The sequence below is a fragment of the Spirillospora sp. CA-294931 genome (assembly GCF_050946795.1).
Classification (GTDB): domain Bacteria; phylum Actinomycetota; class Actinomycetes; order Streptosporangiales; family Streptosporangiaceae; genus Spirillospora.
On the sequence record NZ_CP192006.1, the window covers coordinates 3,563,976 to 3,578,088 of the forward strand.

The 14,113-nt window shown below is 74.8% G+C and carries 10 protein-coding genes; 2 read left to right on the forward strand and 8 right to left on the reverse strand.

From position 1 onward, the window contains the following. Position 1: 1 nt before the first annotated feature. Both ACQPY4_RS15900 and ACQPY4_RS15905 read right to left on the reverse strand, forming a co-directional pair. Entirely contained in the window at positions 2-1,090 is a 1,089-nt protein-coding gene (locus ACQPY4_RS15900; protein WP_433336980.1) for a S1C family serine protease, read from the reverse strand. 52 nt (positions 1,091-1,142) lie between these two features. Further along, on the reverse strand, positions 1,143-2,126 hold the full coding sequence (locus ACQPY4_RS15905) for a phosphotriesterase family protein (RefSeq protein WP_433336982.1): 984 nt from the start codon (positions 2,124-2,126) through the stop codon (positions 1,143-1,145). A gap of 216 nt (positions 2,127-2,342) precedes the next feature. On the opposite strand from ACQPY4_RS15905, the gene ACQPY4_RS15910 reads away from it, so the two are divergent. Then, the gene (locus ACQPY4_RS15910; RefSeq protein WP_433336984.1) at positions 2,343-2,642 is read left to right on the forward strand and encodes a hypothetical protein; all 300 of its coding nucleotides are present in this window, start codon (positions 2,343-2,345) and stop codon (positions 2,640-2,642) included. Positions 2,643-2,724: 82 nt separating this feature from the next. Here the strand turns inward: ACQPY4_RS15910 and ACQPY4_RS15915 are convergent, their stop codons facing one another. Continuing rightward, the gene (locus ACQPY4_RS15915) at positions 2,725-3,297 is read right to left on the reverse strand and encodes a PASTA domain-containing protein (RefSeq protein WP_433336986.1); all 573 of its coding nucleotides are present in this window, start codon (positions 3,295-3,297) and stop codon (positions 2,725-2,727) included. A gap of 143 nt (positions 3,298-3,440) precedes the next feature. On the opposite strand from ACQPY4_RS15915, the gene ACQPY4_RS15920 reads away from it, so the two are divergent. Next, on the forward strand, positions 3,441-4,643 hold the full coding sequence (locus ACQPY4_RS15920) for a cytochrome P450 (RefSeq protein ID WP_433336988.1): 1,203 nt from the start codon (positions 3,441-3,443) through the stop codon (positions 4,641-4,643). Between the two features lie 34 nt (positions 4,644-4,677). Here the strand turns inward: ACQPY4_RS15920 and ACQPY4_RS15925 are convergent, their stop codons facing one another. The 5 genes from ACQPY4_RS15925 to ACQPY4_RS15945 form a co-directional block, all read right to left on the reverse strand. Continuing rightward, positions 4,678-6,393, reverse strand: a complete 1,716-nt coding sequence (locus tag ACQPY4_RS15925) for a TRAFAC clade GTPase domain-containing protein (RefSeq protein ID WP_433336990.1) — start codon at positions 6,391-6,393, stop codon at positions 4,678-4,680. A 2-nt stretch (positions 6,394-6,395) separates the two neighbouring features. Next, positions 6,396-8,657 carry a hypothetical protein gene (locus tag ACQPY4_RS15930; protein WP_433336992.1) on the reverse strand — a complete coding sequence of 754 codons (2,262 nt, stop codon included), beginning with the start codon at positions 8,655-8,657 and terminating at the stop codon, positions 6,396-6,398. A 4-nt stretch (positions 8,658-8,661) separates the two neighbouring features. Beyond that, the gene (locus ACQPY4_RS15935; protein WP_433336994.1) at positions 8,662-9,735 is read right to left on the reverse strand and encodes a TRAFAC clade GTPase domain-containing protein; all 1,074 of its coding nucleotides are present in this window, start codon (positions 9,733-9,735) and stop codon (positions 8,662-8,664) included. Positions 9,736-9,888: 153 nt separating this feature from the next. Further along, a complete protein-coding gene (locus ACQPY4_RS15940) occupies positions 9,889-12,480 on the reverse strand; it encodes a hypothetical protein (RefSeq protein ID WP_433336996.1) in 2,592 nt (863 codons plus the stop codon). A gap of 34 nt (positions 12,481-12,514) precedes the next feature. Continuing rightward, entirely contained in the window at positions 12,515-14,098 is a 1,584-nt protein-coding gene (locus tag ACQPY4_RS15945; protein ID WP_433336998.1) for an Hsp70 family protein, read from the reverse strand. Positions 14,099-14,113 lie beyond the last annotated feature (15 nt).

Below are 14,113 nucleotides of genomic sequence, written 5' to 3' on the forward strand. Positions count from 1 at the left end.
TCTACTGCGGCGGCCCTTCGGCGAGGCGGATCGGCGTCGTGGTCCGCCGTCCCTGATCGTCGGCCCAGGTGATCTGGACGGTGTCGCCGGGGTGTTGCGCGAGCAGGAGATCGGTGAGCGTGCCGGGGGAGTCGACCGGACGCCCGTCGACGGCGACGATCGTGGTCTTGGGGCGCAGCCCGGCGGCCTCGGCGGGCGTTCCGGGGAGCGTCTCGGAGATGAACGCGCCCGACGACCCGGGCGCCGTCCGCACCTGCACGCCGAGCATCGCGGTGGGTCCGATGTGCACCGATGCCGACGCCTCGCCGCGCTGGATCTGCCGGGCGATCCCCATCGCGCGGTCGACGGGGATGGCGTAGCCGCGGTTCCCGCCCTGGCGCTTCATCGTGAACCCGGCCGACGCGGCGGTGTTGACGCCGATCACCTTCCCGGCCGAGTTGAGCAGCGGACCGCCCGAGTCGCCGGGACGGATCGGCGCGTCGGTCTCGATCAGGCCGTAGAGCCGCTCGCTGCTGCCGTCGCTCTGGTCGGTGGCGTCGATCGTCTGGTCGAGCGAGAGGACCCGCCCGGTGACCACCTTCGGCCGTCCCCGGTCGGCCTTGCCGTTGGAGTTGCCGACGGCGGTGACGGGTTCGCCGATCCGGACCCGCTCACCGCTCCCCAAGGCCGCGACTTTCAGCGGTCCCGCGCCCTTGAGCCTGATCACCGCAAGGTCGCCCGCGGTGTCGTAGCCGACGACCTCGGCCGGGTAGGTGCGCCGGTTGTCGGTGTCGGTGCCCTCGATCCTGGTGGCGCCCTGGATGACATGGTTGTTGGTGAGCACCAGACCGGAGGCGTCCAGCACGATGCCGGTGCCCGCGGACGAGACCATCCGGTAGCCCTGCTCGGTGTTGATCGCCACGACTCCCGGGCGCCTGCCGCTGGGCTTGCCGAACGTCGGCGCCGCCTCCGGCGCGGCCCGCGGGGCGCGCTCGCGCTCGTCCAGCATCGGGCGCCCGACGACGAGGCCGAGGACCACGGCGACGGCGGCGAGCAGCGCCAGGACGGCGCCCGCGGCGCCGGGACCGCGGCGTTCCGGTTGCTCGTTCACCTCGCGTGCCCTCCAGCCGTCGGGATGCCCGAACCGAGCGGGCCCACACCTCTCATTTCGCGGTGGTGAAATACCTCTTCGGATTCTGGACGAGCATCTGGTCGATCTGCGCCTCGGTCACGCCCTTCTCCAGCAGCGCCGGCAGGACGTCGTCGCTGATGTGCCGGAAGTTCCAGTTGGGCAGCAGCGGGCGCAGCGCCTCGGGATCGGGGCCGAACCAGTCGATGTAGCAGCTGGTGTCGTGGCTGAGCACCATCCGGTCGGCGTAGCCGCGCTCGCACAGCGCCGCGACGGTGGCGACCCGCTCGGGCGTCGGGTTGGCCACGTCCAGGCCGAAGCGGTCCATGCCGAGGATGGCCCCGCTGTCGGCCAGCTCCATCAGGTAGTCGAGGTCGTTGGAGTCGCCCGCGTGGCCGATGACGACCTTGGACAGATCGACGCCCTCCTTGCCGAGGATCTCCACCACCCGGCGGCCCGAGTGGTTCGCGCTGGCGGTGTGCACGGTGACCGGGGCACCGGTCTCGCGGTGGGCGGCCGCGACGGCGCGCAGGATGCGCTCGATCCCCGGGGTGAAGCCCGGCTCGTCCACCGCGCATTTGAGGAAGGCCGCCCGGACGCCGGTGTCGCCGATGCCCTCGGTGAGGTCGCGGACGAAGTCCCTGACCATCGGCTCGGGTCCGTCCAGGATCGTGCCGGGGCCCCGGTGCATGTACTGGAAGGGCAGGTCGTTGTAGGTGTAGATCCCGGTCGCCACGATGATCGCGAGCCCCGGCACCTCGCGCGCGACCCGCTGGATCCGGGGGATGTGGCGGCCCAGGCCCCACACCGTGGGGTCGGCGATGGCGGTGATGCCGCGCGCGGTCAGCTCCCGGAGCTGGACGGCGGCGTCCTCGACCCGCTCGTCCTCGTCCCACCACGCGCCCGCCCCGTGGTTCTGCACATGCTCGGCGGACAGCACGAACACGTGCTCGTGCATGAGGGTCCGGCCGAGCGCGGCGACGTCGACCGGGCCTGCGACGGTCTCGACAGCGGGCATGGGATCTCCTCGATATACTGACCGGTAGGTCACCAGCAAACTATGGCGCCCCCCACCCCCAGTCAATGCCCCGCGCCACCCGGCACAATGCCGCTCTGTATATGAATTGAACGACAATTGTCATTGTCAATCCTCTGGCCTTTGTCATTCGGCCTGGTGCAGGATCAATTTACCCGCATTCATGTCGGCACCACAATTGAAGCTGGAGGAATGTTTATGAGGACTGTTCGTGTGGCCGTCACGGTCACCCTGGGCGCGCTGTCCGTGGCCGTGTGCGCGATTCCCGCGCAGGCGGACGAGGGCACCCGCGTGACGACCGCGTCCGAGCCGGGCCAGACGTCCCCGGAGTGGTGGGGTTACCACCGGGATCGCGAACTCGCCCCGGACGACCGTGAACTCGGTACGGACGGCACCCGGGTCACCGCGGACGACGGCGGACTCGCCCCGGACGATCGTGAGCTCGGTACGGACGATCGTGAGCTCGGCACCGACGGCACCCGGGTCACCGGAGGGTGAGGATCGACGCGAGGGCATGACGGCGGCCGGTCCGGCGCCTTTCCCCTGCGTTTCCGTCCATTCGAGGGGAATGGCGCCTCCCTTATCGTAGGCCCAGGGTGATCGCGGAGCCGCGGGGCAGGACGGTGCCGGGGGCCGGATCCTGGGACGTCACGACGGCTCCGGGCTTCCGGACGACGATCCGGAGCCCCAGGGCCGACGCGGCGCCGCGTGCCTGGGCCTCGGTCACCCCGGCCAGGTACGGAACGGGCACCCGGCCGCCGGTGACCGAGCCGCCGCGCCCGGCCGAGACGTACAGCGTGACGCGGTCGCCCGCCCGGACCGGCGTCCCGGCGGCCGGGTAGGTGCGCACGACGAGCCCGGCGGGACGCGACGACGGCACCCGGATGATCGTTCCGAGCGGGACGCGCGCCGCCGCGAGGCGGGCGGCGGCCGTCATCGACGGAAGCCCCGCCAGCCGGGGGACCGAGGCCGGGCCGCCGGGGAACGCGGTCGTCCCGGCCTCGGCGTCAGAGCCGCGGCCCGCCGCGCCCGTACCGCCGCCCACCAGGAGCGTCAGGCCGAGGACGGCCGCCGCGAGCACGCTGCCCACACCGGCGAGCAGGACCGTCGAGCGCCGTGTCATCTCACCGGCGAGCGCTTGCCGTACGGGCATCTGATGCCCCCATCGTCAGGGCGGGGTGTCGATCCCTCTCGTGCGTTGGGACGCTTGCTTCTGGTACGGAGTTCACTGTCCGGGGGGTTCACGTCACCGACCGTCGCTCGTAGGCTGCGGGCAGAGCCGCCGGAAGGAGCGCCATGCCCGCCGAGTCAGCGAGCCCCCGGTCCGAGGCGTCCGGCTGCCCCCTGGGCCCGCCCGCGTTCGCCGCGCGGCACGCCGGGGCGGCGCTGGCCCCGATCACCCTTCCCAGCGGTGACCGTGTCAGGGCCGTCGCCCGCCACGAGGACATCCGGCTGGTCATGTCGCACTCGGCGGCCAGCCGCGACCTGCGCTACGAGGGCGCGCCGCGCCTCACCGTGGGGCTGAGCATCGAGAGCGACCCGTCGGCGCTGCTCAACATGGACGCGCCCGAGCACACCAGGCTGCGCCGCATCCTGTCCGGCACGTTCACGCCCCGGCGGATCGAGACATGGCGCCCCCGCGTCCGGGAGATCGCGGTCGAGCTGGCCGACGGCCTGGACGAGCGGTGCGAGCTGGTCGAGGACTTCGCCTTCCCGCTGCCGAGCCGCGTCATCTGCGAGCTGCTGGGCGTGCCGGAGGAGGACTTCCCCCGGTTCCGGCACTGGACCGAACGCTTCCTGTCGGCCTCGGACGCCTCCGCCGACGACCGGATCACCGCCGTCACCGAGTTCACCGGCTACGCGGCCGAGCTGGTCGCCGCGCACCGCGCCGCGCCGTCCGGCGACCTCATCGACGTCCTGGTCGCCGCCCGCGACCAGGACGACAGGCTGAGCGAGCCGGAGCTGGTCAGGCTGGTCTTCGGGCTGATCCTGGCCGGGCACGAGACCACCGCGGGCCAGATCTCCCGGGGGGTGCTGCGGCTGCTCGACCACCCCGAGCACTGGGAGTCGCTGGTGGCCGACCCCGGCCTGGTCGCGGCGGCGGTCGAGGAGACGCTGCGCTACGAGGGGCCGGGCGGCGAGGGGATGCTGCGCCGCATGACCGAGAAGGTCGAGCTGAGCGAGGGCACGATCGAGGCGGGCGAGGCCGTCCTGCTCCTGCTGGGCGCGGGCAACTTCGACCCCGCCGCCTATCCCGAGCCCGAGCGGTTCGACGTGGGCCGCTTCGCCGACGGCACCGCGGCGGCCCATCTGGGCTTCGGCCACGGCCCGCACTACTGCCTGGGCGCCAACCTGGCCCGGATGGAGCTCCAGGAGGCGTTCAGGGCGCTGGTCACCCGGGTGCCGGGGCTGCGCCTGGCCGTCCCGCCGGACGAGGTCGCCTGGCTGGCCGACGCCCTGATCCACCGCCCGATCGCCCTGCCGATGCGCGTTCAGTAGACCCGCCATCGTCCGGTCGCCGTGGCGATGCGGGTCAGTAGGGCAGGCGCTGCGCGGCGATGACGATGGCGATGGTCAGCGACGAGAGCGTGGCGGCGGAGGTCGCGGCCAGCACGGCCCAGCGTCCGGCCTGGTAGCCCAGCGGGACGCGGCCCGCGCCGCGCCCCCGCACCGGCCACGGGGCCCGCAGGGGCGCCGTGCCGGGCACCTCGTGGTCGGCGGCCGGGCGGTCGGCGGTGGGCGACCCGTTCACCGGCAGGCCCGAGACCCAGCCGAGCAGGTCGGCCACGTCGCCGGGGGCGGTCTCCAGCCCGGAGCCGAAGTAGCGGACCCGGCCCGCGAGCTGGTCGAGCGTGCGGACGGTGTTGCCGAGGCCGACCTCGTCCAGCCAGCGCCGCAGGTCGGGGTCGTCGGCCAGCGAGCGGCCGATCTCGGTGCGTTCCAGCAGGTCGGTCTTGGTGACCACGACCGCCACCCGCTTCTGCCGTCCCCGGTCGGGACGCGAGCGCAGCTCGTTCAGCACCCGTTGCAGGGTGTCGGACGGGTCCTCGTCCGACGAGGCCGCCGCCTGGTCGACCCGCGAGCGCTCCTCGCCCGTCAGGGCACGGCGGACCGGCGGCAGCGCGAACGGGTCGACGATGAACACCAGCGCCTCGCCGTGGTCGAGATAGCGCAGCGACTCCACCTCGGTGGCGCCGGTGTAGTGCTCGCCCGCCGGGTCGAACAGGTACAGGATCCGGCGGGCGCGGCCCGGCAGCTCGACGTCGACCATGGTGGCCAGCGGCAGCTCGGGCCCGGTCTTGGCGAGCCGCCCGCCGCGCTGGAACTCGCGGATGGCGCCCGCGTACGCCTGGGCGTGGCGCTGCTCGACGAAGGCCAGGCTGCCCTGGACGGACCGGGCCCGCGCGTGCAGGGCCCGGATGCCGAGCACCATGAACGTGGTCTTGCCCGCGGCGGGGCCGCCGACGAACGGCAGCGGCTCGACCCGGACGCGGCCGATCCGCTCGGGCAGGCGGCCGTCGCAGTGCGGGCAGTGGGCCGGGAGCCGGAAACGGCCCAGCGGCACCGTGGTGGGAAGGCGGGCGCCGCAGCCGCACACATGGCGGAACGCTCCCGACGGGCTCGGCATGAGCCGGGGGTGCTTCGCCCCGCACCCCGGGCACGCGTAGACGGGCAGAGCGAACTTCTCGTAGCAGGACGGGTGCGGGCAGGTCTGCAGGATGCGGGCGCGGGCCATGAACACGCGCTCGACCGCGGCCAGCACCAGCACGCAGACCAGCCATCCGGCCAGCCCGACCGCCGCGACCAGCCCGTACAGGACGGTGATGCCGAGGCCGAGCACGGCGGCGGGCAGCGCGGCGGCGGCGATGCCCGCGCAGACCGCCAGCCAGAGCGGGAAGGCGAAGAACCCCCACACCCCGCCCAGCAGCGTCCGGGTCAGCCGGACGACGGTCGCCGAGCCGGTCTTCCAGACCTGCGGCGCCACCGTGCGGGTGATCGTCCACCAGTCGAGCCAGACCTGCGAGATCAGGTAGTGGCGGTAGGAGACCTCGGGTTCGGCAACCGGGGACGGGCCCTTGAGCGTGGTGGGGGCGAGCGTCCGGTAGGCGTGCAGGTAGTAGAGGCCGAGGGCCGCCAGGGTGGCGGCGGCCAGCGTGACCGGGAACAGGATCGGGAACACGATGACGAACCCGGCCCACATGACGGCGAGCCACGCGACGACGAGAACGACCATGACCAGCGGATGCACGGCTACTCGCCCCCGGCCAGGAGGTCCTTGAGCGCGGCGCGCAGCTCGGGCTCGCCCGACAGGTGGGAGTCGAGCTGCCGGGCGGAGATCCAGCGGCCCGCCGCCGCCCGCGCCCAGGTCTCCAGCGCCGGTTCGGTGACGCCGAGCACCCGCAGGCGCAGCACCACCTCGACCAGCTCGTTGCGCTGGGCGACCTCCGCGCCGCGCAGCGACGAGCGCCCGGCGCGGGCCCGGCCGGGCAGCGCGGCGGTCCACAGCCCGCCGAGCCTGGCCCGGACGGCGGTGCTGGCCGCCGCCAGGAGCGCCGCGCGGAAACGCGGGTCGCGCCGGGACAGGCGCGCCGCGACGTGGTCGAACGCGCGGTCGACCAGCCGCTCGGTCCGGCCCCGCGCGATGGTCTCCAGGGCCTTGGCCGCGATGCCGGGCTTCTCGGCGGCCACCGCGTCGTGCAGGGCCCGGACGGCGGCCGCGTCGAGCGCGGCGCCGGTCTCGGGGAGTTTCCGCAGGACCCGGGCCGCCAGCCGCAGGGTCTCGGGGGCGTCGGGCGCGAGGGCGAACGCCCGGGGCGGCTGGGCGAGCAGCGCGGGCCGGGACGGCAGGGCGGCGGCGTGCGCGTCGATGAGTTCGAGGCATTCGGCGGCGGTCGGCGCCGCCTTCCACACCTCGTCCAGGGCGCGGTCGGTGCCGGGCCCGCCGCGCGCGAGGAGCTCGGCCGTCACCGCGAGCCTGCGTCCCCGGTCGCGGCGGCCGGTGGAGGCGAGCACCGCCACCGCCACGGCGGGCTCCAGACGTCCGGCGTGCTCGGCGAGGACGTCGCAGGCGGCGTCGGTCAGCGCCGAGGCGTCGGTGAGCGCCGGGACGACCCCGTCGAGCACCGCGTCGCGGACCAGGTCGGGGCAGCCGGATAGGGCCTGCGGGAGACGTCCGGCGTCGCGCGGGACGTGCCGCGCCGCGGCCGCCGCGATCTCCCGCGGCCCGACCTCGGCCCCGGCCCGGACGGCGACCGTGGCGACGCGGGCGACCTCGGCCAGGTCGGGCGCCGCCGCCAGCGCCCCGGCGATCGCCGAGCCCAGCGCGTCCGGCGCGGCGCCGTCGAGCAGACCGCGCGGCAGGGCGTCGCGCAGCGCCGGGTCGGCCAGGGCCAGCCCGGTGGCGCGGACGGCGCACTGCCGGGCCACGCGCTCGGCGCCCGCGGCACGGGCCCAGCCGTGCACGGCCATCGCCAGCTCGAAGCCCATGGACGGCACCCCGGCGACCAGATCGCGCCAGACCCACTCGGGGATCGCCGTGCCGTGCCGGGTGAGCAGCCCGGCGGCGTCGGCCTCCTCCTCCGCCGTCACCGGCGCCTCGCCCCGGCACAGCCGCAGCAGCGTCGCCGCCCGCTCCAGCACGGGACGGTCGAGGGGCGCTCCGTCGAGCAGGGCCAGCTCGCCCAGGGCGTCCAGCCCGGCGAAGTCGAAGTCGCGCCAGCAGGCGGCCACCGTGCGCGCGAACCGGCTCGGCTCGCCGTCCGGTTCGCTCGAAGCCGGACCGGCCAGGTGGAACGCGCGCGAGGCGTGCTGCGGTGTGCTCGCCCAGACGTCGGGGGTCGTGCCGACCAGGCGCTGGCCCGCCGACTCGGGGTCGGCGCTGTAGGTCACGAACGACAGCCGGGCCGCCGCCGCGACGGGCAGCGAGTACGACACCACCGCGATCCAGCGGGCGATCAGCTCGACGTCCCCGGCCACGAGCACGACCCGGCCGTGGCCCCGGGCGAGCACCCCGGCGACGGCGTCGACCACTCGCTCCAGCAGCGGGTGGGCGCCCTCGGCCGCCAGCCAGCCCGCCAGGGCCTCGGGGTCGGCGGCCGTCCCCGGCACCAGCTCGTCCAGCTCGGGAAGATCGGGGGAGTCGGCGGGCCGGTCGGTCCACAGTGGGGCGCGCCACAGCTCGGCGGGACGCAGGCCCTCCAGCTCGTCCTGGTCGGCCACCACCGCGTGGGCGAAGAAGTTGCCGTACCTGCCGGAGTAGTCGCGGCCGAGGTACCGGCAGCGCAGCAGCAGCGGACGCCCGCCGACCCGGTCGTAGAGCAGCGTGACCGGGAACCGGTCGAGCTCGCCCGCGTCCGGCGAGAGCGGCGCCCCGGGCGGCGGCCGGTACGACAGGTACGGCGTGACGCCCGCCCTGGCGCCCTCGGGCAGGCCGGGGGTCTCGGCGACGAACTGGAACCCCGCGCGCCCGGTCGGGCCGCGCTGGGCCGAGGTGTAGTGCAGCTGCCAGGCCACGGTGTCACGACCCTCCGGCCCGTGTTCCGTCCAGCATTCCGAAACGGTGCAGGAGCCACAGGAGGGGGTCTTCGGCCCGATGGGGGCGCACCCCGCCGGGGCCGACCCGGCCGTCCTCGGGCGGCCCGCCGAGCGCCGAGACGCCGAACAGCGCGTACTCGGAGTACTGCTGTCCGAGGTAGGTGTCGAGCTGGCCCGCCTGCCACTCGTGCAGCAGGGCGCGGACCTGGGCGTCGACGGCGTCCCTGTCGTCCAGGTCCAGGACGCCCGCGCCGCCGCGCGAGCGGTGCAGCGCCGACTGCCGCAGCATCTCGGGACGCAGCACGTCGATCTTGGTGAGGGCCACCGCCACCGGCACGGGCAGCCGGTCGCCCGGCCGGGTCCCGTGCCGCTGCCGCAGGGCCTCGGTCACCCGGGCGATGATGTTGATCGGCTCGCTGTCGGGATCGTCGCCCGCCACCGGCGGCGTCCCGGCGGCCGCGCCGGGCAGCTCCAGCGGGTCGACCAGGAAGATCACGGCATCGGCCGCCTCCAGGTACCGCAGGTGCAGGTCGCGGACCTCGCGGCTGCGCAGGTCTTCGCCCGCGGTGTCGAACAGGACCAGCGCCAGCGACTCGTTGCGCTCCTTGGCGAACCGGGCCCTGCGGGTGCGGGTCAGCAGGTACACCAGGGGCTCGCGCGGGCTGGTGGCGGCGCTGGCCGTGGTGGGCAGCAGCCGCCGCTCCTCCAGCAGCGGACGCGCGAAGTCGCGCTTGTACCGCTCGATCGTCCGGTCGTCGCAGGCGACCAGGGACGCGTCCAGCTCGGTGCCGACCCGGTTCATCAGCTCGTGCAGCAGCACCGCGATGTAGGTGCTCTTGCCCGCGTTCTTGGCGCCGACCAGCGCGACGATGCGCCCGGGGGAGTCGCAGTAGGCCGAGGGCAGCGGGTTGTGGCACTCCGGGCAGACCCGGCTGCCGGTCGACTGCCCGCACGCGGGGCAGTCGGCGCGGCCCTTGCGCCCCGGCGCCCGGAACACCGGCGGCAGCGAGGCGCCCGCCGTCGACCCCAGGTACTCGGCGAGCTTGTCGTCCAGCACCGGCGCGCACCCCGGACGCCGCCCCGCCTGCCCGCGGCAGCGGAACGGGATCCGCTGCGGGGAGACGCCGGCGAAACAGTAGGGACATGTGATGCCCTGCCGGGCACGTCCCCCGGGGAGCGGCACACGAGATGCCAGGGACATAGACGCTTCCTATCTCGTGCTGCGCAGGTGGCGGACGGGGGGATCGCTCAGGTCGATGACATCATCTTCGGCGAAGCAGCGCAGCCAGTAGGGCCCGGACGCCCCGGGGGCGTCCAGCGTGACCTCGCCCGGCACGGGCACCTGCTCCCACGTCCCGACGGTCTCGCCGTCGCCCGGGCGGTGCGGCATGACGCGTCCCGGGCGCAGCACCAGCGACAGCCGCGCCACGCGCAGCGGGCGCGCGGAGGTCAGCCGGATCGTCAGCGACCGGCGCCACGGCGGGCCGGTGCGTTCCAGCGCGTAGTGGACGACCGTCCGCGCCGCGACCTCGGCGGTCACCGACGGTCCGGTGACGCGGGAACCGCCCACGGTGCCGGTCGCAGCGACCGACACCTCGACCGCCTCGTCTTCGGGGACGGTCAGGCGCACGCCCCCGGCCGCGTCGTAGGCGGCGCGGGTCACGATGTCGTGGTGACCGTCCCGGTAGGACAGCCGGACCTCGGCGACGTCCGGCGGCCAGTCGAACCCGACGTGGACCTGGTCGCCGCGCCGCTCGGCCAGCAGCCGCCGGGGGGGCGGCAGGTTCACGTGCCGGTGGTGCGCGCCGATCGCGGCGGTTCCCTCGGACACGGAGATCGCCAGCAGCCAGCCGCTCGCGCCGGGCCGGACCGACAGGCCGTCGGCGCCCGCCGTCCCGGTCAGGCGCCGCGTCGCGCGGCGCACCTCCTCGACCGGGACGAGCGCGCTGCGCGGCCACGGCGGCGGCCCCTCGGCCAGCACCAGCTCGACCGTGCCGGTGCGCGGCGGTGCGAAGCGCACCCGCAGCAGGCCCGGGTCGGACGGGTCGGGCTCGGCGGCCAGCTCGAAGACGGGGTCCGGGGGAGCGGCGGGGGTCACCGACGCCCGCACCCCGGGGGTGACGACCTCGCGGCCGTCCGGGTCGAGGTAGACGGCCGAGATCCGGTAGTGGTGGGTCGTCCCGTTGGGGACGCGCTCCTGGAAGCCCTCGCGCCCGGCGGGCACGGCCAGCCCGTCGCGGACGACCGACACCCGCGCGGCCTCCGCCGGGCACTGCCAGCGCCCGGTGACCACGCCGTCGCCGGGCAGGAGCTCGATCTCGCGGGGCTCGGGCCGCACGGTCACCGGCCCGGCCACGGCGGGCGGGGCGGCGCCCTCGCCGCGCAGCGCGACCACGCCGTAGAACAGGGGCACGTTCACCGGGGGATGGTCGTCACGCGGGCCCGCCAGGGGCGACCCGTCCGCGGCGCCCCGGGGCGGCCGTCCCTCGCGCCGCACGATCCGGTAGATCACCTCGCCCGCCGTGGACGGCGACGCGGTCCACGAGAGCCGCACGCTGGTGTCGTCGACGTCGGCGCGCAGCGACGGCACCCGGCGGGGCGGCAGCCTGCGCTGGTGGTCCTCGGCGCCGGGCAGGTCGCGGACGAGCCGCAGCGCGTCGGCGAGCAGCAGCCACGCCCGGTCGGGATCGGGCTCGGCCGCCGCCGTCTCGCGCAGCCGCACCGCCGTGTCGACGCGGTGCCGCGCCTCGGCCGCCAGCGCCTCGGCCTCCTCGTCGGGCTCGGCGCCGCTTTCGGCCGCCGCGCCCGCGGCCTCGGCGGCCGCGTAGACCTCGCCCGCGTCGAGCAGGGCGCGCAGCCGTCCGGCCGTGCCGCCGCCCGGGCCGCTCTCGCGCAGCACGGCGAAGACCAGCCGCCGCGCGTCGTCCTGGTCGATGCCGAGATCCTCGAGCGCGTGCCGCAGCAGGGCGCGCTCGGAGGCGCGCTGCCGCAGCCGCTCGCGCAACCGCTCCACCAGGTCGAACGTGATCAGCTCGGCGAGGTAGCGGGCGTCGCCTTCGGGTGCGGAGCGCAGCGCGACAAGGATCGTGTCGGCGTGCGTGGTGCTGGTGTCGCGGCTGCGCCGCGCCCACTCCGAAGCCGTCGCGGCCACCGTCGCCTGGTCGAGCCGGAGGGGGCCCTTGGCGCCCGGCGCCGCGAACTCCGGCACCACGCGCAGCGGGCCGCGCAGCCTCCCGCCGAACAGGAAGTCGGCCAGATGCCTGCGGCCGAGCACGTCCAGCGACTCGCGGACCTTGCGGTAGGCCGGGTAGGGCGCCGCCGTCGGCAGCGGGTCGGGCTCGCGGATCTCGATGCGATCGCCCGCGGCCAGGTCGGCCAGCTCGCGGCCCGGCACCCCGCCCGTCCGCGCGATGCCCTCGACCTCGGCGGGCGTCACCATCCGCAGCATCCCCGCCGCGTCGGCCAGCCTTGCCCGCGCCTGCGCCACCCGCTCGCGGGCCCGCTCGCCCGCGCCGCGCAGCCGCTCGGTCAGCGGGCGCAGATCACCGCGCTCGGCGGCGGAGAAGACCGGCGCGAGCTCGCGGTGCTCGGCCTCCAGCCGGTCGATCAGCTTGCGGTACTTCAGCTGCCCCCTGGCCCGCCGCCAGCACTGCCTGACCTGCTTGACCTGCTCGGCCACCGACGCCGCCGTGAACGGCTCGCGCAGGGCGTACCGGGCGCGCAGGTCTTCGGGCGGCTGGTCTCCCGCCGCGCGCGCGGGCTCCAGGACCTCCCTCTGGTAGGCGGCGTCGTCGAATTTCATTGCCTCGCTCCGCCCGGCGGGCCGGGCCCGTTACTCAGCTCACCTGGACGCGGGAGAGGGCCTTGCGGGACCTCTCGACCTCCTCCTCGGACATGCCGCCGACGTCGACCTTCAGCTCCAGGCGCTCGCCCGTCTCCTTCTCCACGGCCGTGACGTTGAGCAGGCCCGAGGAGTCGAGCGCGAACGTCACCTCGATCGGCCAGCCGGCCTTCTTGCCCGGCGGCACCCGGATCTCGCCGGTCGCGATCTCGGTGTTGTCGACCGGCTCGGCCGACTCGACACTGCCCGCCTGCTCCATCACCCGGATGTCGGCGGAGGTCTGGTCGTCGTAGACGGTGAAGAAGTCCTCGGTCTTGGCCGCCGGGAGGTCGTCGTTGGCATGCACCAGGTGCGCGACGTGCTCGGCGCCGCTGTCGCGGTCGATGACCACGATGCCGAACGCGTGCGAGGCGACCGTCCTGATCTGCCGCGCCGCGATCTGGCGCCGCTGGTCGGTCGACAGGCCCGCGCGGCTGGCCATCTCCTCGGCCTGCTCGGTGGACCCCTCGCGCACCAGGCGCCGGTAGGTCTCCTCGAACGCGTACAGGGCCGCGCCCTTGGCCACGGCCAGGTCGGGGTCCTGAAGGCGCGGCGACAGGCCCAGCTCGGTCTCCAGCCGCGAGGCCACCACCGGCATCTTGGTCGACCCGCCCACCAGCACCAGGTCGTCGTAGTCGTCGATGCCCTTGTCGGCGGCGGTGGCCAGCGTCCGGCCGGTGATCTCGACCGTCCGGTCGAGCAGGTCCTTGGTCAGCTCCTCCAGCTTCTCGCGGGTCACCTCGATCGCCGCGACCCGCCCGCCGTGCATCACCCGGACGGTGTGCGAGGTGCGGGTGGTGAGGGACTTCTTGGCGTCCTCGGCGTCGCGGCGCAGCTGCTGCTCGGTCTGCTTGTCGTCCAGCGGGTCGCCGCCGTCGGGGTGCTCGGCCCGGAACCGCTCGGCCAGGTACTCCACCAGCCTGGCGTCCCAGTCGGCGCCGCCGAGCTCGTGGTCGCCGTCGGTGCAGATCACCTCGATGTGCCCGCCGCGCAGCGCGATCACGGTGGTGTCGAACGTGCCGCCGCCCAGGTCGTAGACCAGGATCGTCCGGTCCGACTCGGGATTGAGCACGCCGTAGGTGATCGCGGCGGCGATCGGCTCGGACACGATGTCGATGACGTTCAGCCCGGCGATGCGTCCCGCCTTGCGGGTGGCGTCGCGCTCGGCCGCCCCGAAGTAGGCCGGGACGGTCACCACCACGTCGCGGGCGTCCTCGCCGGTGGTGGTGCGCGCGTCGGTCGCCAGCTTCAGCAGGATGAAGGCCGACAGCTCCTCGGGCGTGTAGTCGAACCCGTGGATGTGCCGCGACACCTCGCGTCCCATGTCGCGCTTGATCAGGCTCACCACATGGTCGGGCGAAAGGACGGCGGTGTCCTTGGCCGTGGCGCCCACGATGACGTTGTCGCCGCTCTCGAAGTAGACGACCGACGGGGTGGTGTCGGTGCCCTCGATGTTGCGCAGGACCGTGGGACGTCCCACATCGTCGATCGAGGCAATGCAGGAGTAGGTGGTTCCCAGGTCGATCCCGTAGACAGCCATGTCCCTCTCATCACC

What these genes read in the sequence shown, in the direction of transcription:
- ACQPY4_RS15905 (WP_433336982.1), bottom strand. Translation starts at nt 2,126, where the DNA reads ATGCCCGCTGTCGAGACCGTCGCAGGCCCGGTCGACGTCGCCGCGCTC.
- ACQPY4_RS15910 (WP_433336984.1), top strand. Translation starts at nt 2,343, where the DNA reads ATGAGGACTGTTCGTGTGGCCGTCACGGTCACCCTGGGCGCGCTGTCC.
- ACQPY4_RS15915 (WP_433336986.1), bottom strand. Translation starts at nt 3,297, where the DNA reads ATGCCCGTACGGCAAGCGCTCGCCGGTGAGATGACACGGCGCTCGACG.
- ACQPY4_RS15920 (WP_433336988.1), top strand. Translation starts at nt 3,441, where the DNA reads ATGCCCGCCGAGTCAGCGAGCCCCCGGTCCGAGGCGTCCGGCTGCCCC.
- ACQPY4_RS15940 (WP_433336996.1), bottom strand. Translation starts at nt 12,480, where the DNA reads ATGAAATTCGACGACGCCGCCTACCAGAGGGAGGTCCTGGAGCCCGCG.
- ACQPY4_RS15945 (WP_433336998.1), bottom strand. Translation starts at nt 14,098, where the DNA reads ATGGCTGTCTACGGGATCGACCTGGGAACCACCTACTCCTGCATTGCC.